At 56.8% G+C, this 23,880-nt stretch carries 17 protein-coding genes; 6 read left to right on the plus strand and 11 right to left on the minus strand.

Annotated elements, in window-relative coordinates; translation table 11 throughout:
- Window positions 1-16 precede the first annotated feature (16 nt).
- On the minus strand, window positions 17-3,097 hold the full coding sequence (locus ACOOFE_RS00135; protein ID WP_420415649.1) for a helicase-related protein: 3,081 nt from the start codon (window positions 3,095-3,097) through the stop codon (window positions 17-19).
- 822 nt (window positions 3,098-3,919) lie between these two features.
- Here ACOOFE_RS00135 and pyc point away from each other — a divergent pair.
- On the plus strand, window positions 3,920-7,360 hold the full coding sequence (gene pyc / locus ACOOFE_RS00140) for a pyruvate carboxylase (protein ID WP_420413110.1): 3,441 nt from the start codon (window positions 3,920-3,922) through the stop codon (window positions 7,358-7,360).
- A gap of 64 nt (window positions 7,361-7,424) precedes the next feature.
- On the opposite strand, the gene ACOOFE_RS00145 is transcribed toward pyc, so the two are convergent.
- Both ACOOFE_RS00145 and ACOOFE_RS00150 read right to left on the minus strand, forming a co-directional pair.
- Entirely contained in the window at window positions 7,425-8,180 is a 756-nt protein-coding gene (locus ACOOFE_RS00145) for a glutamine amidotransferase (RefSeq protein WP_420413111.1), read from the minus strand.
- A gap of 83 nt (window positions 8,181-8,263) precedes the next feature.
- Window positions 8,264-8,737: a TerB family tellurite resistance protein gene (locus tag ACOOFE_RS00150; protein ID WP_420413112.1), complete on the minus strand. Its 474-nt coding sequence runs from the start codon at window positions 8,735-8,737 to the stop codon at window positions 8,264-8,266.
- A gap of 310 nt (window positions 8,738-9,047) precedes the next feature.
- Between ACOOFE_RS00150 and ACOOFE_RS00155 the strand changes: the two genes are divergently transcribed.
- The 5 genes from ACOOFE_RS00155 (at window position 9,048) to ACOOFE_RS00175 (ending at window position 17,135) form a co-directional block, all read left to right on the plus strand.
- On the plus strand, window positions 9,048-10,310 hold the full coding sequence (locus tag ACOOFE_RS00155; protein ID WP_420413113.1) for an imelysin family protein: 1,263 nt from the start codon (window positions 9,048-9,050) through the stop codon (window positions 10,308-10,310).
- Between the two features lie 81 nt (window positions 10,311-10,391).
- Window positions 10,392-11,933, plus strand: a complete 1,542-nt coding sequence (locus ACOOFE_RS00160) for a di-heme oxidoredictase family protein (protein WP_420413114.1) — start codon at window positions 10,392-10,394, stop codon at window positions 11,931-11,933.
- Window positions 11,933-13,003, plus strand: a complete 1,071-nt coding sequence (locus ACOOFE_RS00165; protein ID WP_420413115.1) for an imelysin family protein — start codon at window positions 11,933-11,935, stop codon at window positions 13,001-13,003. The genes ACOOFE_RS00160 and ACOOFE_RS00165 overlap by 1 nt, the downstream gene beginning before the upstream one ends.
- A complete protein-coding gene (locus tag ACOOFE_RS00170; protein ID WP_420413116.1) occupies window positions 12,984-14,147 on the plus strand; it encodes a DUF1513 domain-containing protein in 1,164 nt (387 codons plus the stop codon). Before ACOOFE_RS00165 ends, ACOOFE_RS00170 begins: the two co-directional genes overlap by 20 nt.
- 114 nt (window positions 14,148-14,261) lie before the next feature.
- The gene (locus ACOOFE_RS00175) at window positions 14,262-17,135 is read left to right on the plus strand and encodes an AsmA family protein (RefSeq protein WP_420413117.1); all 2,874 of its coding nucleotides are present in this window, start codon (window positions 14,262-14,264) and stop codon (window positions 17,133-17,135) included.
- On the opposite strand, the gene phnN is transcribed toward ACOOFE_RS00175, so the two are convergent.
- The 8 genes from phnN to ACOOFE_RS00215 all read right to left on the minus strand — a co-directional run bounded on the left by phnN (window position 17,132) and on the right by ACOOFE_RS00215 (window position 23,877).
- Window positions 17,132-17,722 (minus strand): phosphonate metabolism protein/1,5-bisphosphokinase (PRPP-forming) PhnN, encoded by a 591-nt coding sequence (gene phnN / locus ACOOFE_RS00180; protein WP_420413118.1) that lies wholly within the window; start codon window positions 17,720-17,722, stop codon window positions 17,132-17,134. The genes ACOOFE_RS00175 and phnN overlap by 4 nt on opposite strands.
- A gap of 13 nt (window positions 17,723-17,735) precedes the next feature.
- Window positions 17,736-18,893 (minus strand): alpha-D-ribose 1-methylphosphonate 5-triphosphate diphosphatase, encoded by a 1,158-nt coding sequence (locus ACOOFE_RS00185; protein WP_420413119.1) that lies wholly within the window; start codon window positions 18,891-18,893, stop codon window positions 17,736-17,738.
- Window positions 18,890-19,639, minus strand: coding sequence for a DUF1045 domain-containing protein (locus ACOOFE_RS00190; protein WP_420413120.1), 750 nt, complete (start codon window positions 19,637-19,639; stop codon window positions 18,890-18,892). Before ACOOFE_RS00190 ends, ACOOFE_RS00185 begins: the two co-directional genes overlap by 4 nt.
- Window positions 19,640-19,906: 267 nt before the next feature.
- Window positions 19,907-20,611, minus strand: a complete 705-nt coding sequence (phnL, locus tag ACOOFE_RS00195) for a phosphonate C-P lyase system protein PhnL (RefSeq protein WP_420413121.1) — start codon at window positions 20,609-20,611, stop codon at window positions 19,907-19,909.
- A gap of 2 nt (window positions 20,612-20,613) precedes the next feature.
- A complete protein-coding gene (phnK, locus tag ACOOFE_RS00200) occupies window positions 20,614-21,402 on the minus strand; it encodes a phosphonate C-P lyase system protein PhnK (RefSeq protein WP_420413122.1) in 789 nt (262 codons plus the stop codon).
- Window positions 21,399-22,334 carry an alpha-D-ribose 1-methylphosphonate 5-phosphate C-P-lyase PhnJ gene (locus tag ACOOFE_RS00205; RefSeq protein ID WP_420413123.1) on the minus strand — a complete coding sequence of 312 codons (936 nt, stop codon included), beginning with the start codon at window positions 22,332-22,334 and terminating at the stop codon, window positions 21,399-21,401. Before ACOOFE_RS00205 ends, phnK begins: the two co-directional genes overlap by 4 nt.
- Window positions 22,331-22,759: a FosX/FosE/FosI family fosfomycin resistance hydrolase gene (gene fosX / locus ACOOFE_RS00210; protein ID WP_420413124.1), complete on the minus strand. Its 429-nt coding sequence runs from the start codon at window positions 22,757-22,759 to the stop codon at window positions 22,331-22,333. Before fosX ends, ACOOFE_RS00205 begins: the two co-directional genes overlap by 4 nt.
- Entirely contained in the window at window positions 22,756-23,877 is a 1,122-nt protein-coding gene (locus ACOOFE_RS00215; RefSeq protein WP_420413125.1) for a carbon-phosphorus lyase complex subunit PhnI, read from the minus strand. Before ACOOFE_RS00215 ends, fosX begins: the two co-directional genes overlap by 4 nt.
- Between the last annotated feature and the right edge of the window lie 3 nt (window positions 23,878-23,880).

The following is a 23,880-nucleotide window of genomic DNA, read 5'->3' on the forward strand; positions in this document are numbered from 1 at the left end:
GGATCTGACCCCGGAATTACTTCTTGTCCTTGCCGTCCATATTCTCCTTCAGCGCCATCAGAGCGGCGAAAGGTGAATTTGGATCGATTGGCTTGTCTTTTTGCGGCTTGTCACGGCGATTGCCGCCCTCGAAGGACTTTTGGCCACCTCGGCCCTTGTGCTGACCACCTTTGCCGGGTTTGCCGTGTCGCCGCTCACCGGACGCGCCTTTCGGCCCTTGGTGTTTGCGGTTGTCTCCCCGGCGCTGATCCTGTCGGCCGCGCGGACGGCGGTCGTGACGGCCCGGGCGCCAGATCTCAATGGTAACCGTTTCCATTTCCAGTTCGCCGGACGGAGCGGCCTCTTCGGATGCAGAAGTTTCTGCCGTCTCTGTGTCAGCTGTTTCTGAACCTGCGTCCGCTGCGTCAGCGGCTGCTACCGGTGTTTCAGCTGCTGCAGGCGCTTCAGCGCTGCTGTCTTCAGCAGCCTTATCTTCCAGCACCACAGAAGCTTCCGTTTCCGTTGCAGGTGTAGCGGTTTCAGCTGCTTCGCCTTCTGCCGGGGACGCGGTTGCGGACGTTTCTTCTGGTGTAACCGCGTTGTCAGACGGTGCGGTTTCCGTGTCCGGTTTTACAACGACGGGACGCTGAACCTCTTTTGTTTCAAGCCGGTAGCCAAGGGATTTCAGAACAGCAGAGAAATCCTCGCCCGCGCAGCCAAGCAGCGACGTCATGGCAACTGTTACGGTAAAGCCGCCGCCGGTTTCGATTGCACCCTCTGGCGGTGCGACCTCTGCATCGAGCGGTTTCCAGGCAATCAGGGGCCGGATCAGATCCGCCAGACGTTCCAGAATATCGACCCGGACAGCCCGCGGGCCGCAGACCCGGAAGCCAACGACTTTGTAAAGCGCCTGGTTGATCTCGGGATTAACCGGGATCGAGGTGCGGCCGGAAGCGGACAGCTGCGGCAGTTCTTCCATGCCGTTCATGTCCAGAGACCCGTGCTTCAAAGCCCAGAGCTGCGCGAGCAGCTGGCTGGGAGCCGGTTTCAAGAGTGCAGGAACAAAGATCGTATAAGCGCCGAAGCGGATGCCATGTTTACGCAAAGACGCGCGCATATCCTGATCGAGCTGGCGGATTTCGTCGGCAGCATCTTGCCGTTCCAAAATGCCAAGGCCTTCGACAATCCGGAATGCGATGCCGCGGGCCAGACCCTCGAGGCCTTCCCCGGTTTTTAGATCGGTGAGAGGTTTCAGCAGCGTATCGATCTGCGCCTTGACCCAGAGGTCCAAACGGTTTTGTACGGTGTCGCGGGCCGGTCCGGTCAAGTGCTCGTCGGCGAGCAGCAGAACGGTTGGGGCCAGCACATCGTCACTGGCAGACAATTTGGCGACCGGCTCGCCGCGCCAGCGGATGGCACCTTCTGAAGTCAGGACAAAATCACTGTTCTCTGATTTGCCAAGCTTGTCTGCACGGGACTCGATTTCCGTGGTCAGGGCTTTTTGTGCGGCAGCACGGACCGTCTTTTCGTCCGGGCCTTCGGCCGCCGCATCAGGGGCAAACCGGAAGCCAAGCAGATTCCCGATGTGCTGACCTTCGACGAGCACATCCCCACTCGATGTAATTTCCGCTTCCAGCATTGCGTTCTCTCTCAAACGTCGCATCAATACACTTGTCCGCCGATCCACAAACCGCTGTGTCAGCCGATCGTGAAGGGCGTCAGATAGTTTATCTTCTATGCCGCGGGTAACACCCTGCCAATGGGCCGGATCGGCCAACCAGTCTGGGCGGTTCGCGACATACGTCCAGGTCCGGATATGAGCGATCCGGTTCGCGAGTGTGTCGATATCACCATCTGTGCGGTCTGCGAAGGCCAATTGACGGGCGAACCAATCATCTTCAATCGCATTTTCGCGTATCAGGTGGGTAAAGATGGTGGCCAAAAGGTCCCCATGATTGGCCGGCGCAATCTTGCGGTAATCCGGTACCTGGCACACATCCCATAGCAATTCGACCGCTTTCACCCCCTTTGCCATGTCATTTATTGCGCTGTCACGCAACAAATGTTCAAGGGCGGTGATGTCGTCACCGGTTGGCGCCCGCGCCAAACCGTCCTCTTTCGGGGGTAAATCAAGGCTTCGGCGCAGATTGGCCGAGGACGAAAAATCCAAAGCACTGTTGCGCCATTGCAGCACTTTTAGGCTGGCAAAGTGATGGCTTTCGATCTGTTCGATCAATTCATCGTCCAAAGGATCGACTCGGCCTGTTACGCCAAAGGTGCCGTCTTTGGTGTGACGGCCGGCGCGGCCGGCGATCTGGCCCATCTCTGATGGAGTTAGCTGACGATACTGATAGCCGTCATATTTGCGGTTGCCGGCAAAGGCAATGTGGTGGACATCCAGGTTCAATCCCATGCCAATGGCGTCGGTGGCGACCAAGTGATCGACATCACCGTTCTGGAAGAGTTCCACCTGGGCATTGCGGGTGCGTGGACTTAGTGAGCCAAGCACCACCGCGGCGCCGCCGCGCTGACGCCGAAGCAGCTCGGCAATCGAATAAACCTCATCCGATGAAAAGGCGACGATGGCCGACCGGGCCGGCAGCCGGGAGACCTTTTTGGATCCCGCATAAGACAAGATCGACATGCGCGGACGGGTGATGACATTGAGGCCCGGGAGGAGTTTTTCCAACAGCGGCCGAGCAGTCGCCGATCCCAAAAGCAGGGTTTCAGAACGGCCACGCAAATTCAGGATCCGGTCGGTGAAGACGTGGCCGCGGTCGAGATTGCCGGCTAGCTGCACTTCATCGATGGCCACGAACTCGGTGTTGAGATCGAGCGGCATGGCTTCGACCGTCGACACCCAGAAGCGTGGCTTCTTCGGAATGATCTTTTCTTCGCCAGTAATCAGCGCGACAGACTCGGTTCCGGAGCGTTCAGCAATGCGTCCATAGACTTCCCGCGCCAGCAATCGCAGAGGCAGGCCAATCAAGCCGGACGGCTGGGCCAGCATGCGCTCGATTGCCAGGTGGGTTTTCCCGGTGTTGGTGGGCCCTAGGACGGCGGTAACCGTGCGGGATCGAGCGCTAGGGGGTAACGGCAGAGTATGGGGGCGGAGCATGGAGCTGGTGCGATCAGAATTCTTCATAATTCGGCAGGCCTGGATTGGCCGCCGTGTCTCTCAGGAATAAAACCCAGAACATCATGGCGCGTGTCTACCATAGGCCAGGTGGCCCTGTCCTGCCCTTTTTCGCCGCGCTCAGGTTTCCGTAGGTGTAAAAATGAGATTGAATTTTTCTGTGGAGAACGACTCTGGAACAAACCGAAACCGAATCGCGGACTCTTTTGGATTCAGGATTTGTTCCCTACGAAATGTGGATCTGAAATACTTTGATGCCACGAAATGCTGAATCAGGCTAAAGATTTGCGGCAAATCACCTTGGTTTTCGGTTCTGGGTGCAGAAGTGTGTCAATCTTTAATTTCCGGTTTTTTGATTGGGGAGCACAAACTGCAGGCCCATTTACCTTAGTACACAGGCAGAACGAATCGCTGACGAATCGCTGACTGGGTGATGTTTGTGGTTTGTTCCTACTGCATCTTGTATGTATAAGGGCGGAGAGGCCCAAGAGCAGTATTCAAAATTCTCCTCAATTTTAACAATACGAACGCTGTATTTGAGCGTCTGTGTCAGATTGGGCCAGTCATGGTTTTGCGGCAATGCGGTAAAACTGGACGCCAGTTTCGAAAATTTTTTGCCAATTCGCCTCGTCCCTAGGGGTAAAGAATGTCCAGCCTTTTCTATGGATTATGGCCTTTTCGGAAAAAATATTTCTCCATTTAAAAAAAGGACAAGCATCCTGCCCCTTTTCAATTTGCTCCGACCAAAGTAGAAACTTGCCGAAATCGACGTATTTTTTGCGGGAAATTAGGGGGAGTGGGCGTTTGGCGATAACAAAAATTCTCGTTGCAAACCGTTCCGAAATCGCAATCCGGGTTTTCCGGGCCGCCAATGAGCTGGGCTTGAAGACCGTCGCGATCTATGCGGAACAGGATAAATTGGCGCTGCACCGGTTCAAAGCCGATGAAGCCTATCAGGTCGGCAAGGGGCTTGGCCCAATCGAAGCTTATCTGTCCATCGACGAGATTATCCGTGTTGCCAAACACGCCGGTGCTGATGCCATCCACCCTGGGTATGGCCTTCTGTCCGAAAGCCCGGAATTTGTTGATGCCTGTGAAGAAGCGGGCATCACCTTTATCGGTCCAAAGTCCGAAACCATGCGCCGTCTCGGCAACAAGGTTGCCGCCCGTAACCTGGCGATTGAAGCCGGTGTTCCGGTTATGCCTGCGACCGATCCGCTGCCCGATGATCTGAACGAGATTAAGAAACAGGCTTTGGAGATCGGGTATCCGGTGATGCTCAAAGCCTCTTGGGGCGGCGGCGGCCGGGGCATGCGCGTGATCCCAGACGAAGCGACGCTGGAAAAAGAAGTTTTGGCGGCCAAACGGGAAGCGAAAGCGGCCTTCGGCAAGGACGAGATTTATCTTGAAAAGCTGGTACAGCGTGCCCGCCACGTGGAAGTACAGATTCTCGGTGATGGCGAAAATGTCGTCCACCTTTATGAGCGTGACTGCTCCATCCAGCGCCGCCACCAGAAAGTGGTTGAGCGTGCACCTGCGCCCTACCTGGAAGAGGAAAAACGCAAAGAGCTGTGCGAATACGGCCTGAAAATCGGCCGTGCCGTGAACTACCGCGGCGCCGGTACGGTTGAGTTCCTCATGGATGCCGACACGGGTGCGATCTACTTCATCGAGGTGAACCCGCGCGTTCAGGTCGAGCATACGGTGACGGAGGAAGTCACCGGCATCGACATTGTTCAGGCACAGATCCATATTGCGGACGGTGAAAAAATCGGCACCCCAAAAAGCGGTGTTCCGGCTCAAGACAACATTCGTCTGAACGGTCATGCGCTGCAGTGTCGGATCACCACGGAAGATCCGGAGCAGAACTTCATTCCGGATTACGGCCGCATCACCGCCTATCGCGGCGCGACCGGGTTCGGTATTCGTCTCGATGGAGGCACCGCCTATTCCGGCGCTGTGATTACCAGGTTCTATGACCCGCTTCTGGAGAAGGTTACAGCCTGGGCACCGACGGCGGAAGATGCCCGCAAACGCATGGATCGTGCCTTGCGCGAGTTCCGGATCCGCGGTGTTGCAACCAACCTGGTGTTTTTGGAAAACATCATCGATCACGCCGATTTCCGCGCACAGATTTACACCACACGCTTCATTGACGACACACCGGCGCTCTTTGAGCAGACCAAACGTCAGGACCGCGCGACCAAGCTTTTGACTTACATCGCAGATGTGTCGGTCAACGGCCACCCGGAAACCAAAGACCGCGTACGTCCGCCGAAGGATGTGGCCGCACCGATCGTTCCGGATTTCGGTGACGACAAGCCGAAAGGCACCCGCGAGCTTTTGGACAAGCTGGGCCCGAAAGGCTTTGCCGATTGGATGAAGGATCAGAAGCGGGCCTTGATCACCGACACCACCATGCGCGACGGTCACCAGTCCCTGCTGGCGACCCGTATGCGGTCTCATGACATCGTCAACATCGCCGAAAGTTATGCCACGGGCCTGCCGAGCCTGTTTTCGCTGGAATGCTGGGGCGGCGCGACATTCGATGTCTCCATGCGCTTCCTGACGGAAAGCCCATGGGAACGGTTGCATCAGATCCGTGAAAAAGCACCGAACATCCTGCTTCAGATGCTCCTGCGTGGCTCCAACGGCGTTGGCTACACCAACTACCCGGACAATGTGGTCAAATACTTCGTCCATCAGGCGGCAGAAAACGGCATTGACCTTTTCCGCGTGTTTGACTGCCTGAACTGGGTGGAAAACATGCGCGTTTCCATGGATGCGGTCCAGGAAACCGGCAAGCTCTGTGAAGGTGTGCTCTGTTATACCGGCGACATGCTGGACAGCGCACGGCCGAAATACGACCTCAAGTATTATGTCGGTCTCGCCAAAGAGCTGGAAGCAGCGGGCGCGCATATTCTTGGTATCAAGGATATGGCTGGTCTCTTGAAGCCGCAGGCGGCCAAGGTCCTGGTCAAGGCGCTGAAGGATGAGGTCGGCCTGCCGATCCACTTCCATACGCACGACACCTCCGGCATTGCGGCGTCCACCATTCTGGCCGCTGTGGAAGCCGGGGTTGATGCAGTAGATGCAGCAATGGATGCGCTCTCCGGCCTGACATCTCAGCCGTGCCTTGGCTCCATTGTCGAAGCGCTTCGTGGCACCGATCGTGATACAGGCCTTGATGCCAAGACCATCCGGCAGATTTCTTTCTATTGGGAAGCTGTGCGCACGCAGTACCGGGCCTTTGAAAGTGACCTGCGCTTTGGAGCCTCCGAAGTCTACCTCCATGAAATGCCGGGTGGGCAGTTCACCAACCTGAAGGAACAGGCCCGTTCGCTTGGTCTTGAAACCCGCTGGCACGAAGTGGCGCAGGCTTATGCGGATGCCAACCAGATATTTGGCGACATCGTCAAGGTGACGCCGTCCTCCAAGGTTGTAGGCGACATGGCGTTGATGATGGTCAGCCAGGGTCTGACAGTTGCCGATGTTGAAGACCCAGCCAAAGACGTTGCCTTCCCGGACAGTGTTGTGAAGATGCTGCATGGTGATCTTGGTCAATCTCCGGGTGGATGGCCGAAGGCTCTGCAGGATAAGGCCTTGAAGGGTGACAAGCCGATCGCGGTTCGCCCGGGCTCTCTGCTCGATGAGGCCGATCTGGACGCGGAGCGGGCCGATGCGGCGGCAGCCACCGGCCATGACATCGACGACACCGAGCTGGCGTCCTATCTGATGTACCCAAAAGTCTTCACCGACTTCGACAAGGCGCAGCAGCAATACGGCCCGACGTCTGTTCTGCCGACACCGGTCTATTTCTACGGCCTAGAGCCGGGTGATGAGATCTTTGTCGATCTGGAGCCGGGCAAAACCCTTGTCGTGCGTTGTCAGGCCATCGGTGAGACGGACGAGAAGGGCGAGAAAAAAGTCTTCTTCGAACTCAACGGTCAGCCGCGCAACGTCAAGGTTCCGGATCGCGCCCATGGCGCTGTCGGCGCTGCTGCCATGCGAAAGGCCGAAGACGGCAATGCGTCTCATGTCGGTGCGCCGATGCCGGGCGTGATCTCCACGGTCGCGATTGCCGCCGGTCAGGAGGTAAAGGCCGGCGACGTGCTCGTCTCCATCGAAGCCATGAAGATGGAAACCGCACTTCACGCCGAGCGTGATGGCAAGGTATCCGAAGTGCTGGTAACCCCAGGCTCGCAGATCGATGCCAAGGATTTGCTGGTGGTGTTTGAAAGCTGATCAAGCAAAAGCCCGAAGCTAACACAGCTTCGGGCTCTAGTATCCGAGACCGGTTTCAGCCTGACTATTCCGCCGCTTTCAGGCGGGAGTGTTGGGCGGGGGCTTCGGCGGTGCCAATCCATAGATCCAGGAACCGGTCCAGCCATGTCCGGACTGCAGCGTCGTAGACAAAACGCCCAGCAAAGTGGTCGCGCCGCTGCTGCGCGCCGGGCAGTTCCATTCTGGGCGCGCCCTTGGTGGTCCATTTGACCATCATCTGGTGGGTGAGCTCCGGGTGGAACTGGATGCCGTAGGCGGCGGGGCCAACGCGGATCGCCTGGTTCGGGTAGGTCGGGCTGGTTGCCAGAAGCTCGGCTCCGGCCGGGCAATCGAAACCTTCGCGGTGCCACTGATAAACCTTTTGCGGCCAGTCCATCAGGTCTTTGCCGGCATCCGTCGGTTGAAGCGGATAATAGCCGATTTCGACCATTTCCTCCTTGTGGCCAGCGACTTTGCCGCCGAGGTGTTTCACCATCATCTGCGCGCCGAGGCAAATGCCGAGAAACGGCGCCTCTTCTTTCAATGGCACGTTGATCCAGTCAATTTCCTTGTGAACGAAACCATCTGGATCGTTTGCGCTCATCGGGCCGCCGAAAATCACAGCGCCGGCATGATCGCGCATGGTATCGGGCAAGCTGTCACCGAAGCGCGGTTTGCGGATGTCGAGCGAAAAGCCGCGTTTTACAAGTTCCTGACCAACACGTCCGGGTGACGAATGTTCCTGGTGCAGGACGATCAGCACTTTCGGGCGGGGAGTTCCAAATTCAGACGTAAAATCCATGAGATTCAATATGGGCGAGCGCTCGGAAAAAATCGAGTCCTTTGCAAGTCTAGATTGTAGAAATCCAAAATTCTCGAAATTGATTAAGCCTCATCCGGCTCCGGCGCGGTTTTGGCCACCTTGTGGCGCAGCACCATTCGGTCTCGTGAGGAGACACCCAGGAGCTCGGCCACGCGCCAGATGGTGTTGTCCTCGAATTCGTGGACATGGCCGTCAGCATAGACGATCTCCCACATCATTTCGATGATGGCGAGGCGTTCTTCTTCATTGGTGGTACGTTTCAAAACGGATGTGAAGCCATAAAGATCGACAGCTTCTTCATCGCGCTGTTTGGCAGCTGCAATCAGTTCGCTGGTGTCTTCATCACTCAATTCGTAATGGGCTTTCAGGATCTGCCGGAGTTTTTCGCTCTCGCTGTCTTCGATCACGCCATCGATATCGACCAGGTGAAACAGGAGTGCTGCCGCTGCGAGCCGTTTGTCGTCATCGGCAAAGGTTTTTTTGCCACTGTCTCCGAATGTGATTTCCCGGACAAAGCTCTTCAGCGCGTTCAACATGCGTAGTTTTCCTAATCAGTCAATCTGCAGTAATTGCCTAATGTTGCGACCAGATCCAATCCCTCTTTAGCATCAAAGAGTTGGCAGCGCATTAAAGCACTTTCAAGGTATGTGAAAAGTTGTTTTTTTGAGTCATGTTTTTTGAATCGTTCTAAAGTATTGATTTTTTTACACTTTATAACTTGACTTTTTGTCTCATGAAATGTTTCACCAAGTCGGACGGCGCGTCGAGCGCCGCAGGACCTCATAATTTTGCAAGTAGTCAGTATCGACCGGCTGACCGCATTGCCTTGGTTTTAGGAACGACCCTATGAAATCCATCAAGCTCGCTCTTTTGGCAGCAACAACCTTTTTGGCAACTCCGGCTATGGCCGCAGCTCCCGCCGATGTTCTTTCCACGTATGGCGACATTGCACATGCCAAGTTCGCTGACTCTCTTGCAACGGCAAAATCTTTGAAAGCAGCAGTCGACAAGCTGATTGCTGAGCCGAGCGAAGCCAACCTAGAAGCGGCCCGCACTGCTTGGGTTGCAGCACGTAATCCGTATCAGCAGACCGAAGCCTACCGTTTTGGCAATGCGATTGTCGACGATTGGGAAGGCAAAGTGAACGCATGGCCGCTGGATGAAGGCCTGATCGACTATGTCGACGTTTCTTATGGCGATGAATCAGAAGAAAACGATTTTTATGCTGCCAATGTGATTGCCAATCCGACCCTGAAAGTTGGCGGCGAAACCATTGATGCCAGCAACATCACTGCATCGCTTCTGTCTGAAAAACTGCAGGAAGCCGGCGAAGTGGAAGCCAATGTGGCCACTGGTTACCACGCGATTGAATTCATGCTGTGGGGGCAGGACCTGAACGGCACGGACAAAGGCGCTGGCAGCCGTCCGGCAACCGATTTTGACACTGCCAACTGTACTGGCGGTAACTGCGAGCGCCGGGCTCAGTATTTGGCCGCTGCAACAAACCTTCTGATTTCCGATCTGGAAGAAATGGTTGTGGCCTGGGCTCCGGGCGGAGCAGCCCGCGAAGACCTTGGCGGTAAAGGGGAAGCTGGCGGTCTGGCAACGATCCTGACCGGCATGGGCTCCCTCTCTTATGGTGAGCTGGCTGGCGAGCGCATGAAGCTCGGCCTGATGCTGCATGATCCGGAAGAAGAGCATGACTGCTTCTCCGACAACACGCATATGTCGCACTACAACGATGTTGTTGGCATCCGGAACGTCTACTTCGGCGAATACAAGAGCCCGCTCGGCAACGATGTCAAAGGTGCATCTCTCGCCGACATGGTTGCCGCCAAAGACGCTGCGCTTGCGGAAGAAATGAAGACCAAACTCGACGCGACCCTTGCTGCATTCGAGACCATGAAAGCCCGTGCTGAGGGCGGCGAAGCCTATGACCAGATGATTGGTGAAGGCAACGCAGAAGGCAACGCTGTTGTTCAAGCGGCCATCGACGCGCTTGTTGATCAGACTGCTTCGATTGAGCGTGTCGTGAAGGCGCTTGAGCTTGAAGAAATTGCCTTTGAAGGCTCTGACAGCCTGGACAATCCGTCCGCTGTTTTCGAATAAGACCACTCTTGGCGGGCAGTTGAACTGCCCGCCAATATTATGACCAGCTGGAATTGGGGCTCCGGCAGGACGGATACTAGGATGCGAATTTTGGACAAGGTCCCTGGACTGAGCGCCCTCGCTGGCGCTTGTATTGTTTTTGCCGGTTTGTTTTATGCACCGGCTGTGGCCGACGAATTGTTGAGCCACCGCGAGGATCTGTCGGCAGAAGACAGGGCCAAGGTCTTGAACGTGCTGCCGCTCGCCACGGACTTTTCGAAAGCCGAAGGTTTTGAGCGGATGCAGGGCGGTGCCGGAACCTCCCGCAAGCGGATCAACCGCGACGCCTTTTCCCACTCCAATGCAAATCTGACGTTCGAGCAGGAGCGGGACTTCAAGCTCGGTAATGGCCTGTTCAAAAAGCTCTGGGCGTCGTCTCCGGCCTCAACAAAGGCATCGGATGGGTTGGGCCCACTTTACAACGCCCGCTCTTGCCAAGGTTGTCATTTGAAAGACGGCCGTGGCCGACCGCCGCGGCCAGGTGATGAAGCGGTTTCTTTGTTCCTGCGCCTCTCCATACCGCCGCAAACTGAAGAGCATCAGAAGGCCTTGGCCGATAAGGCGTTTCTTCGGATCCCTGAACCAACCTATGGCGGTCAGTTTCAGGCGTTTGCCGTTACCGGCCTGCCTGCGGAAGGCCGCTTCGATATTGTTCACGAAGAGATTGAAGTACCGCTGAATGGTGGTGAAGTCGCCGTTCTGCAAAAACCGGTTTACAAGATCCGGGATCTCGGTTTTGGCGACATGCACCCGGAAACGCTGATCTCGCCGCGGGTGGCGCCGCCAATGATTGGCTTGGGTTTGCTTCAGGCCATTCACCCTGGAGATCTCGAAGCTTTGGCGGATCCGAACGATCTGGATGGCGACGGAATTTCAGGAAAAATCAGCCGTGTGCGGGATGGCCGGTCAGGAGATCTAACGATAGGTCGGTTCGGCTGGAAGGCTTCCAATCCGAACATCCGTGATCAAACAGCTGGTGCCTTTTCTGGCGACATTGGCATCAGTTCACCGGACAAACCGGACAATTATGGTGATTGCACGGAGCGCCAGGTCGCATGCCGGTCCATGCCACATGGTGAGCAGGCCAATCTGGGTGTTTCCGAAACACCCGATCCAGTCATGGAACTCGTCACTTTCTATTCTGAGAACTTGGCTGTTCCGGCCCGGCGGGATGTTTCCAATCCGGACGTCTTGCGGGGCAAGGAACTTTTTTATGAAACCGGCTGCACCAAATGTCATCAGCCGAAATATGTCACCCGCCGGGATGCGGAAACGGAGGCGCATCAGTTTCAGCTGATTTGGCCGTATACAGATCTTCTGCTCCACGATATGGGTGAGGGGTTGGCCGATGGGCGTCCCGTTGGGGATGCCACAGGCCGTGAATGGCGCACCCCGCCGCTATGGGGGATCGGCTTGACGGAGACGGTCAACGATCATACCCGTTTCCTGCACGATGGCCGGGCGCGCAATTTGCTCGAAGCTATTCTGTGGCATGGCGGGGAAGCGGAAACGGCACGCGATCAGGTGATTGCAATGGAGCCGGAAGAGCGTAAGTCCTTGGTCCGGTTTTTGGAGTCGTTGTAATGCTTCGCATGTTTGGGATTTGTCTTGCGCTGTTTATGAGTTGGCCGGCACTGGCAACGGACTACCGGCAGCCGGTGGACACGTTGATTTCCGGATATATCCGGCCCGCAACGCAGACATTTGCCGAAACGGCGGCCAAGCTGCCTGCGGCCGTCCAAGCGGTGTGTTCTTTACCCGATGAAACAAGCATCGCGGCGTTTCAAAATACCAATGCAGACACCATTCGAGACTTCGCAAAAATCCATTTTCTGCGGTTTGGTCCGTTGGTCGAAGAGGATCGTCTAAGCCGCCTTGCATTCATGCCTGATCCGCGGGGGACGGCACAGCGTCAGATCCGTAAGCTTGTAGCCGCGCAAGACACTGGCGTTCAAAACGCCGATACGTTGGCCGGCAAGAGCGTTGCTGTCCAGGGTCTGACGGCGCTGCAGCTGATCGCCTTTGATAAGACTGGGGGCGTGACACTTGGAAAAGACGGGCCGGACAGTTTCGCCTGCAAGTACAGTCAGGCGATCGCAGAAAATGTGGCCATGATTGCCAATGAGACTGCTGCTGCCTGGCAAGATCCGAAGGGATATAGCCAGGTTCTGCTCGAAACTGGGGCTGACAATGCGCGGTTCAAAACCTCCAAAGAAGCGCTGGAAGCTGTTTTTAACGTTCTTGCGACCGGGCTAACCATCGCGCGGGATCAGAACGTATTGCCTGCCTTGGGCAAATCGGAAGAAAATGCAAAACCGCGCAGAATTCCATTCTCCAGGTCCGGTAATGGCGTTTTGTTCCTCTCCAGCGAGCTTTTGGGGCTGGAACAAGCTTTTGTGAGCATGAATTTGAAGCCGATGTCGTCCTTCGAACACGAATGGCTGTTTGATACGCTTGGTTTTGAATTCAAAAACGCCCAGAACCTTTTGAGCCAACTTCAGCCGCCACTGCGCCAGACATTTAAAGAGAGTGGCGCGTATTCAAAACTGAAGGTTCTCACGATCACGCTTCAGTCAATCCGCGAGCTGGTTTCGCCGGAAATTGCCGGTGCATTGGGTCTAGCCGGAGGCTTCAATGCCCTGGACGGCGACTAAACCAACTACTTTTTCCCGCAGGGGATTGTTGGCAGCGCTGGGCGGTCTTGCCACCTTGCCACTGTTTGCTAAGACTGGCCTCGGCAATAGTCTCTTGAGCGTACCGGTCGATACGCCGCTTTTTGCCAACGCTTTCAAGGATGCCTCTGGCGGATACGGCATTGCGATCCTCGATGATATTGGGCAGATCCAGGCCCAAGTAACTCTGCCGGCCCGGGGGCATGGTGTCGCTGTTTCCGGCGATGGGCAGTGTCTTGCCGCTTTTGCCCGCAGGCCCGGGACTTTCGCCGTCGTTGCCTGGCCGTTTTCAGAAAGGCCCCTTCAGACTCTCGTAGCTTCCGAGGGCCGGCATTTTTATGGGCACGGATGTTTCTCAAAGGATGGCCGCTTGCTTTATGCAGTCGAAAACGACTTTGAAAATGCCCGCGGTGCGGTCGGGATCTATGATGTCACCGGCGCAAATGTCTTCCGGCTCGGTGAATTCGATAGCCACGGAATTGGCCCTCACGAAGTGCTGATGAGCCCGGATGGCCAGACCCTGATCGTCGCCAATGGCGGGATCGAAACCCACCCGGACCGGGCGCGTGAAAAGCTCAATTTGAAGACCATGTCGCCGTCCGTGGTGTTTCTGGACGCTGGAACCGGCGATCTGCTGGCGGAACACCGGCTGGACCCGTCGCTACATCAACTCTCTTTGCGCCACATGGCTTTGGACGAACAAGGCCGCGCCTGGGTAGGTGGCCAGTTTGAAGGCCCGGAAGACGAAACCCCGCCACTTGTGGCTGTGATTTCCCGGGATGAAGCTCCCGTTTTGACTGGATTGCCTACTCATCTGACGGGCAAGCTTCAGAACTACATCGGCTCTGTGACCGCCAATGCCGAAGGCAGCGTAATCGCAACATCCGCGCCGCGTGGTGGTAAGACACTGTTCTGGAACGCCAAAAACGGCACTTTCATTGGGCATCAGGACATTCCCGATGGATGTGGCGTTGCGCCGATCGATCAAGGCAATTTTCTGATTTCCGATGGCAACGGCGGCGTGTCCTATGTCGCGGATGCGGAGGATGGCGCTGAGATCCTGGCGCGGCCGCCCGGTTTTGCCTGGGACAATCATTTGACGGCGCTCGGCAGGACGCTGGTCTAACAAAGCCTAATTTCACGCGAAAACGGCTCTTTTCCACCTTTTGTCAAAATCTACCGGCATGCTGTTGCTCGGATTGGTCTACATTGTGGCGATTCGCCATTGGGAGACACTGAAATGAAACGGCTTTTGGTCGGTCTGGGCAGTCTGCTGTTTGTGATTGTCACTGCGCTTCTCGTGGTGCCCTTTTTCCTGCCCAAAGATCAGATCAAACAACAGGTGGTTCAACAGATCGACAACCGGTTCGGTTGGCGGATCCGGCTGGATGGCCCTGTTTCCTTGTCTTTGCTGCCTGGATTCCAGCTGACAGCGGAAGACATTGGTATTTCTGGTGAGGCTGGAGCGGACGGAATTGAGTTTGCCAAAGCCAAGCAGATGGAATTCGGTTTGGCCTGGGCGGGCTTGTTGTCCGGCAATATCCAGGTCACCGGGATCACCTTGATCGAACCTGATATCTACTTGGAGAAAAGTGCATCTGGAGCAACAAGCTGGGAGCCGCGCAAAGCCTTGCGGGCTCAACCAATCGGTTCCGACAGTGGCTCCTCGGCAACGGAATCCGCTTCTCAAGCGCAAGATAGTTCGGATACGCCGGCTGTTTCCAATCAAGGATATCTGGAAAGCATTGGTGTTGACCGCGTCGAGATTTCTAACGGCAAGCTCACCTATATTGATGGGGGCTCAAACCAGAACCTCTCCGTTCAAGATCTTAATCTCACCTTGAATGCACCGGACCTTGCTGGAAGCGTGGATCTGGCATCTAGCTTTCTGTTCGAAGACATTCCGCTTGAGATTACAGGATCATTGACCAATCCGCTTGGACTCGTGTCTGGTGATCAAGTGCCGGTCGATCTTTCCTTCAGCTCCACCGACAATGTAGTCTCTATCAAAGGAAACGCAGGACTAGAGCCTCCACGTGCTGATTTGGCGCTTGCGGCTTCCGGTCCTTCTCTAAAAGCGTTGGCAGCGCTGGGCGGGCAACAGCTGGATTCGGACCCAGGCGCATTCAAACTGGACGCACAGCTCGCAGGCTCGGAAGCTGCCGTGTCGATCGCCGATCTTCATCTGGTGCTTGGAGCGCTGTCACTTGGTGGGGCCGCAGATGCGGATTTGACCGGCTTGGTTCCGGAAGTGTCCGGCCGCCTTGTGCTCAAAGACGGCTCAATCTCCGATCTCTTGCTGCTCGCAGGACAGGACTTACCAGCGAGTGGCCAATTGAGTGCCGATCTCGCCTTTGAAACGGTTGGCATGAGCAGTGAAGAGCTGGTCGCGGGGCTCGACATGAATGGCTCAGTTTCCATTTCCGATGGCGAAATCGGCGGCATTGGTCTTGCCGATGCAGTTGGCGGTGATCCAGAGGCCGACCGGATTACGGGTCTTTCTCTTGATATTGAGATGCAAGGGCTTGAGTCTCCTCTGGCTGCGCGTGGCGCATTAAACTGGCGCGGTGAAGGCTTCAGCGTAACGGGCGAGGCAGACACGTCCAAATTGCTTGCTGGAGACCCCGGTGCGGTCTCTGTCTCGGTGAAAGGCAATCGGGTGACGGTTGGCTTTGATGGCTCAGCTCAATTACCCGCCATGATCGACGGTGCCGCGCGTATCAAAACCGCCGATCTCAGAGGGCTGATGGCCTGGATGGGGCAACCGCTGGCAGATGGCGGCGGGTTGAAAGCATTCAGTGCGTCCGGAATTTTTGGGTTCCAAGGTGACACCGTATCCTTTGAGGAAACCCGTTTTACTCTCGATGAGACCTCCGGCGAGGCCAATGGCAAAGTGACCCTAGGCGGTAAGCCCTCAGTCACTGCACGCCTTGACCTCAAGGAGCTTGTGCTAGATCCGTATTTCGGCAGCGGAACTTTGATAGGCAACGCGGCGGCAACGCAATCAGGAACAGGCGGTGCAGCGGCCCCGGCGCCACAACAAGCTGCCGGCGGCCAGTGGAGCACAGCTCCCGTCGACTATTCCGGTCTCAAAGCCGCCAACGTCGATTTCAAGGCAACAACTCAGGCAATCCGCCTGGACAAGATCCGCATAGGTGAAAGCGCGCTTGTCGTTGCCATAAAGGACGGTGTGCTGAACGCTGATCTTCAGAAACTCAGCCTTTATGAAGGCTCTGGCACTGGCTCCGTCCGTCTGGACGGCGCTGTCGCTACCCCGGCCCTGGCGGCCCGGTTTGATCTTGCCGGACTGAATGCCTATCCGCTCTTGCGGGATGCAGCGGATTTTACCTGGATCGAAGGCAAGACCCGCATCAATCTGGATGTGAGCTCCTCGGGCGCAAGCGAGCAGCAGATGGTGCAGAATCTCAAAGGCACCGCTGGGTATGTCTTTGAAGACGGCGCGATCCGCGGCATCAACATTCCACAAATGGTGCGCGGGCTCTCGGTAGAAACCTTGCTGGGTTGGCAGGCGAACCCATCCGCCAAAACCGACTTTTCATCGCTGTCTGCGTCGTTCCGGATAGAAAATGGATTGGCCCATTCCAACGACCTGTCCCTTATCGGTCCGCTGCTGCGCATGACGGGTCAAGGCACCACGGATATGCCCAATCGACGTATATCCTGGCGGGTGGAGCCTAAAATCGTGGCGACACTGGAAGGTCAGGCGCCGATGCCGCGCCGCAAGGGAACGGACAAAAAACTCGCCAGTCTTGGCGTCCCGATCATGATTGAAGGGACGTGGGCTGATCCGCGTATCTACCCGGATATCGCAGGGATCTTGGAAGATCCTGAAGCGGCCTACAAGAAGCTTCAAGAAGTTGGTGGGGAGCTGATCTCGATCTTGAATGGTGAAGCGAATGTGCCCGAAAGCCTTGCCGATACAGCAAACCAGGTGATCGAGCGGGCGACAGGCGGACAAACCCAGATCAACATTGAGAAAGTCATAGAAGGCGACGTCAATGATGAAGAGGTGCTCAAGGCCGTCGAAGAAGGTTTTGGCCTGCCCGAAGGCTTGTTGGGCAACGTGTTTGGCGGCAAGAAAAAAGAAAACTAAAGGTCCAACGCCGCTATTATCGCTTTGACAGCAGTGTCCACTGTGCCGGTGTTTTCAATGCGGATGAGGTTGGGAACATTTTGCGGTTCCAGATCCGCCCGCTTCAAACGCGCCTCAATATCTTCGCGGCTTTCGCGGCCGCGAGCTGACAGGCGTTCTGCAAGGACATCCACCGGAGCGGTGATCAAAAGCACAATGGCAGTCTCATACTTTTCCGATGCGCGCTGCAGGACTTTGCGGGAGCCGTTAGCGATGACTGTTTTGCCGCTTTGGATGGCAGAATCGTAGGTTTTGGGAATGACATACCCAAGCCCATGAGCTTCCCAGGACAGAGCTACGTCTCCAGCTGAGACGAGTGACTGGAAGTCTTCGCGGCTGAGCGTGTCGTGATCTTCGGCATTGGCATCCGCTTGCCGAGTGATCGCCCGCCGGGCAAACACAACACTCTCACTGGCGCTCAGTTTGTCCTTAAGGGCACCCATCAAAGTGTCCTTGCCCGCGCCGCTGGGTCCTACGACAAGAACCATGCGGCCGGGGGCAAGTTTGCCGGCTTCGGCACTCGTTTCGGTTTGAAATACGTCGTTCATCGCAGAACCGGAACTAGGCAACGCGGCGGCCTTCGCGCCAAACGCCGCGGACGATCGGAACATTTCCAACCAGCTTGACCTGCACGAGATCTCCCCGTTTGCCCGTTTCCAGAACACCGCGGTCGTTAAGGCCGATGGCCTTAGCCGGAGTTGAAGTCACTTTAGTGACCGCTTGCGGCAAAGTGATGCCGTCAATCTCGTCGGCGAGCTGGAACGCGGCCTGGAGGAGGGAAGCCGGGATGTAGTCGGACGACAAGACGTCGAGATGTCCGGCTTCGGCCAACTCACGAGCTGACACGTTCCCGGAATGCGAACCACCGCGCACAACATTAGGGGCGCCCATCAGGACTGCCATACCGGCTTCGTGGGATGCCTTGGCTGCTTCAAGTGTTGTGGGGAATTCGGCGATTTTGGTGTTTAGCGATACAGCCTCGTCGACATGATCGACCGTCGCATCGTCATGGCTGGCAATGGCGATGCCATTTTCCTGCGCGTAGGCCGAAATGGATTTGCGGTTGCCTGGTGTGTTTTTGTCGGCTCGTGCTTTGCGTTGCTCGATGAATTCGGCCATTTGCTCATCGTTAAAGCCGCGCTTGCCTTTGTAGTAACTGATGTAAGAATCGAGCGAAACGAACTGGCGTTGCCCCGGTGTGTGATCCATCAGCGAGATGAGGCGCACGCGGTCGTCACCGTCGAAATATTCAAAGGCCCGGATAACATCCGGTGCAGAAACCTCGCAGCGCAGGTGGATGTAGTGGTCTGCCCGCAGGCGATGTTCGTCCTGACCGGTTTCAACGGCATCGGCAAGTGCACGCATGTCGGCAACTTTCAGGGTGTCCGTGGACGGGTCATCGTCATCCATACCAACCCGCAACGCATCGAAAACGGTGGTAATGCCAGCACAGGCAATCTGGGCGTCGTGCGCCTGAACCGCAGCAACCGGGTTCCAGCGTACTTTCGGGCGTGGCGCATAATGTGTTTCCAGATGATCGGTGTGCAGCTCGATCAAGCCCGGCAACAGAAAATCGCCTTCACAGTCGTGGCCCGCGGTCTCGGACGGAGAGCCAATGTCAGCAATCAGACCATCCTGGTCGACGGTCAGCGAGCCGCTGGTCACGTCTTCAGCCAAAACCAGCCGGGCATTTTTGAAGAGTTTCGGATGCGTGCTCATGAGACTTCCTCATTGGGGTTTGCCAACGCCATTTTAAGCGCTGTGATCGGGCTCTCCGAGCCTGTCAGTTCAAAAATGCGATGGACGTCAAACGGCGCGCCGCGCTCCGGTTCGACATAAAGGCCGAAGTGGCGGCACGTCAGGGCCGAATTGGTGACCGCTGAAAAATGGGTTTCAGCACCCAACGTCATCGTTTCTGTCTCCACTTCGTTTTCCAGTTTGTTGGAAAGCGTCATGTGGAAACGGAATTCGTCGAAGATGTAAGGATAGCCCCAGTCTTCGACATAAGCGTCCTGCTTCGGGGTAAGATTAGCCTGGCGCCGCCGTTCCAGATCTTCAGCATTTAAGGGTGCGCGAAAGGGGTCGAAGTGGCGCACGCATAAAGACGCAAAGGCCTCAAGGTTCGGTTCTGTCTGATCCGGTGTCAGTGCCAGGAATTTGCCCAGCCGATTCACACTGAGACCTTTCAAATCGAACGGAGCGATCATTTGTGCAAAGCTGGTACAGGCCGCGAACAGTGCATCCTCAGTCGCGCTTTCCGCAAGAGAGAAAGGTGCCTTGAGCGTGCCATGAAATCCATACCGCCGCGGGCTTGTCGTCAAGTCGGCAAAGCGCGCCGGATCCAGGCCGTCCACATTGGGTTGTTGGACGGCGGTTCCAGAAAAGGGATCGCGCCCCAACCAGGTGGTGCCCAGTTGCATCAACGGAGTGTCGGCGTCAGCGGCAAAATAGATGGCGTAGCGCATGGTTGAAATCTTGGATCAAGAGGGGCAAAGCCAGAGCGAAGGCCTTACCGGGGAGGGATGACTGTTCTGTGACATTCTGTTCACACCAGCAAGTCTTTTGGAGGCGCTCATTAGATTAATGCGCCTCCAAATAGCCTTTCCCACTGAGAGAAGTTGCCGAAAAGACCGGGTAAGGGGAGACACGCTCGTAACTCCCCCTGACCCCGGCGCTCTCCCCGTGGGAGAGGGAGCAGATGTCCTTTGTTGGTTTTCCGCGTTCCAAGATCATCAAGCAGCCGCCTCGGCGCTAAAGCTGGTGACATCGATGATGCGGTCTGCAATTTCTTCACGCACATCCTGGTCGTGCAGGATACCGACCATGGCAACGCCCTTGGCCTTCTTCTCTTCCACCAGGCGGACCACAACAGCCCGGTTGGCCGCATCGAGAGAGGCCGTCGGCTCATCCAGAAGCAGGATCGGGTAGTGCGCGATGAAACCCCGGGCAATGTTCACCCGCTGTTGTTCGCCACCGGAAAAGGTTGCTGGTGGGAGCTTCCAGAGCCGCTCAGGGACATTCAGCCGGGAGAGAAGGCTGCGCGCCGTATCAAGCCCCTCCGCTTCGCTGGTGCCTTGGGCAACAAGCGGTTCGGCAACCACTTCTTCGGCAGACACGCGCGGAATGGTGCGGAGGAACTGGCTGACATAGCCGATTGTGTTTTCCCGTAGCCGCAAGACCTGGCGCGGCTCCGCATCTGCAACGTTGATGATCTCATCGCCAACAGTCACCAGGATCTGGCCCTGATCGCAGCGGTAGTTGCCGTAGATCATTTTCAGGATCGAGCTCTTGCCCGCTCCGGAGGGGCCGCCAAGGACCACACATTCCCCAGCCGCAACAGAGAACTCTACGTTTTCGACAACCGGGATCACCGTGCCGCCCTGAAGGTGCATGGTGAAGGACTTGCCGACACTGTTCAGATAAAGACGCACTGGCATGATCAAACCTGCAAAATGGAGGAGACTAGCAACTGGGTGTAAGGCTCGCGCGGGTCGTCCAGAACCTGATCGGTCAACCCGGATTCGATCACCCGGCCGTGGCGCATCACCATGATCCGGTGGGACAGAAGACGGGCAACCGCCAGATCGTGGGTGACGATGACGACCGAAAGCCCGAGATCAGCCACCAGACGGCGCAGAAGATCGAGCAGACGCGCCTGGACCGAAACGTCCAGACCGCCGGTCGGTTCGTCCATGAAGACCAGCCGCGGATGGGTGACAAGATTTCTGGCAATCTGCAGCCGTTGCCGCATGCCGCCTGAGAACGAGCGTGGATCATCATCTATCCGGTCGCTGGCGATTTCCACCCGGCCCAGCCAATCATCCGCGGTTTCGCGGATCTTGCCGTAGTGCCGATCGCCGACGGCCATCAGCCGTTCGCCGACATTTGCACCGGCCGAGACATTCATGCGCAGGCCATCGGCGGCGTTCTGATGCACAAATCCCCAGTCAGTGCGCATCAGCAAGCGGCGCTCTGCCTCCGAGAGCTGATAGAGATTGCGCATCGACCCGTCGCGCATGCGGTATTCAATGGCGCCTGCGGTGGGTGCAAGTCGTGTCGACAGGCAGTTCAAAAGCGTGGTCTTGCCTGAACCGCTCTCTCCGACAATGGCCAGCACTTCGCCGGGCCAAAGATCGAAGGAGACGTCGGTACACCCGATACGGTCTCCGTAATAACGGGTCACGTTATGGACCTGCAGCAGCGGGTCGTCAGCTTGAAAGACGTTCATCGGGACGCCTCCTCTGCGTTTGTGCCGTGTCCACCGATTTGCTGGGCCGCCGGGTTTGCAGCCATCGGCCCGACATGCCCTGCAGCACGCCGTTCTTCGCAATAGTCGCTGTCCGAGCAGACGAACATGCGCCCGCCCTTGTCATCAAGAATGACCTCGTCGAGATAGACATGCTCTGCGCCGCACAGCCCGCATGGTTTGTCGAACTTCTGGACCTCGAACGGATAGTCCTCAAAGTCGAGGCTTTTCACCTTGGTGTAGGGCGGGATCGCATAAATGCGTTTTTCCCGGCCCGCGCCGTAAAGCTGCAGCGCGGCCATTTCGTCGATCTTCGGATTGTCGAATTTCGGCGTCGGTGAGGGGTCCATCACATAGCGGTCATTGACCATCACCGGATAGGCGTATGTGGTGGCGATGTGGCCGTTCTTGGCGATGTCCTCGTAGAGTTTCACATGCATGAGGCCGTAATCTTCGAGGGCATGCATCTTGCGGGTTTCCGTTTCCCGCGGCTCCAGAAACCGGAGCGGTTCGGGGATAGGGACCTGGAACACCAGGACCTGATCCTCACGCAGTTCCTTTTCGGGGATCCTGTGGCGGGTCTGGATGACGGTTGCCTCGGACGTTTCGTAGGTGGTGCGCACGTTCGCCGTCTTTTCGAAGAACCCGCGCAAGGAAACGGCGTTGGTTGTGTCGTCCGAGCCCTGGTCGATCATCTTCAGGCAATCATCCTTGCCAAGGATCGAGGCGGTGACCTGAACCCCGCCGGTGCCCCAGCCGTAGGGCATCGGCATTTCGCGCGAGGCAAACGGTACCTGGTATCCCGGGATCGCGATGCCCTTCAGGATCGCGCGGCGGATCATGCGTTTGGTTTGTTCATCGAGATAGGCGAAATTGTATTCACCCTGTTCGAAAATCTGAGCCGTGGCGTTCATTGTGCGGCCCTCCGTTCATCGAGAATTTTGCGATAGCTTTCGAGCCGCATCTCCAGTGTGCCGGTGTGCAGCTCGAACAAATGATTGTCGGTGTCGTAAAAGTAGATGGATCGGCCTTCACCTTCGACGCGGTCGCGCGGCGGCTTGAACTCAAGGCCGAGCGATTTGATCGCGATGAGCCGGGCATCAAAATCCTGTTCCTCGATCTTGAAGGCGACGTGATTGTAGGTGCGCTCGGAAAGTGGCGTGCCTTTCATGATTGCGATCCAGACATCACCGACCAGAAAGAATTTTTCCTCCGATAAGGAGAAGGTGTCCTGGCCGCTGTCGTAGACTTCTTCTGCTTTCAAGACTTCGGTCAGGATCCGGGTCATCTTGTCCAGATCACTGACGATGAAGGTCATATGGCTGAGGCCACTGCTCATTCCGCAGCCTCTTTGGCCGCGGTTTCGGCCTCTTCGCGCGCGCGTTTCTCAAACCACTCCCCGCGCATGCGGCGCACCAGATCGAGTTCGGCCTGGAAGTCGACATAGTGCGGCAACTTCAGGTGTTCGACGAACCCGGTTGCCTGGATGTTGTCGGAGTGAGAGAGAACGAATTCACCGTCCTGAGCCGGGGCAACCTGTTCTTCGCCGAGTTCTTCCCAGCGCAGAGACCGGTCGACCATCGCCATGGACATGGCCTTGCGCTCGACTTGTCCGAAGACGAGGCCGTAGCCGCGCGTAAAGGCGGGCGGAGCCTTTGCTGAACCGGCAAACTGGTTGATCATCTGACATTCGGTGACTTTGATCGTGCCGAGCGTGACCGCAAAGCCGAGTTCTTCTGCAAAAAACTCCACTTCGACCTCACCGTACCGAATTTCACCGGCAAAGGGGTGGGTCCTGCCGTAACCGCGCTGCGTGGAGTAGGCGAGCGCGAGCAAGAAGCCCTCGTCACCCCGTGCAAGGTTTTGCAGACGCAGATCCCGGTCCGCCGGAAAAGACAGCGGGTCGCGGGTGAGATCGCCCACCGGCGCGTTTTCATCGGCTGCCGGGTCCGGTTCGATCAGGCCTTCATCTCCAAGGAGATCGGTGACGCGCGGCATCGGTTCGTCTTCGACCGGAGCCGTTTCTGCATCAAGGTCCCCGCCTTCACCTTCAGCGGCAAGGGCAAAATCCAGAAGCCGGTGGCTGTAGTCAAAGGTCGGGCCGAGCATCTGGCCGCCTGGCAAGTCCTTGTAGGTTGCCGAGATCCGGCGTTCGACAAGCATCTTGGCCGTGTCGACGGACTGGCTGTAGCCGAACCGTGGCAGCGTCGTTCGGTAGGCGCGCATCAGGAAGGCGGCTTCGATCAGGTCGCCGCGCGATTGCTTGATTGCAAGAGCGGCAAGCGTTTCGTCATAGAGCGAGCCTTCCCCCATCACGCGGGCCACCGCGTGTGACAGCTGTTCGGCTATTTGCTCCAATGTAAGTGCGGGAACGGAGGTGTCACCGCGGCGCCGCTTGGCGGTCAGCTTGTGGGCATTGCGGATGGCCTTTTCGCCACCCTTTACAGCAACATACATGGG

It is taken from the genome of Roseibium sp. (assembly GCF_965216085.1).
Taxonomy (GTDB): Bacteria; Pseudomonadota; Alphaproteobacteria; order Rhizobiales; family Stappiaceae; genus Roseibium.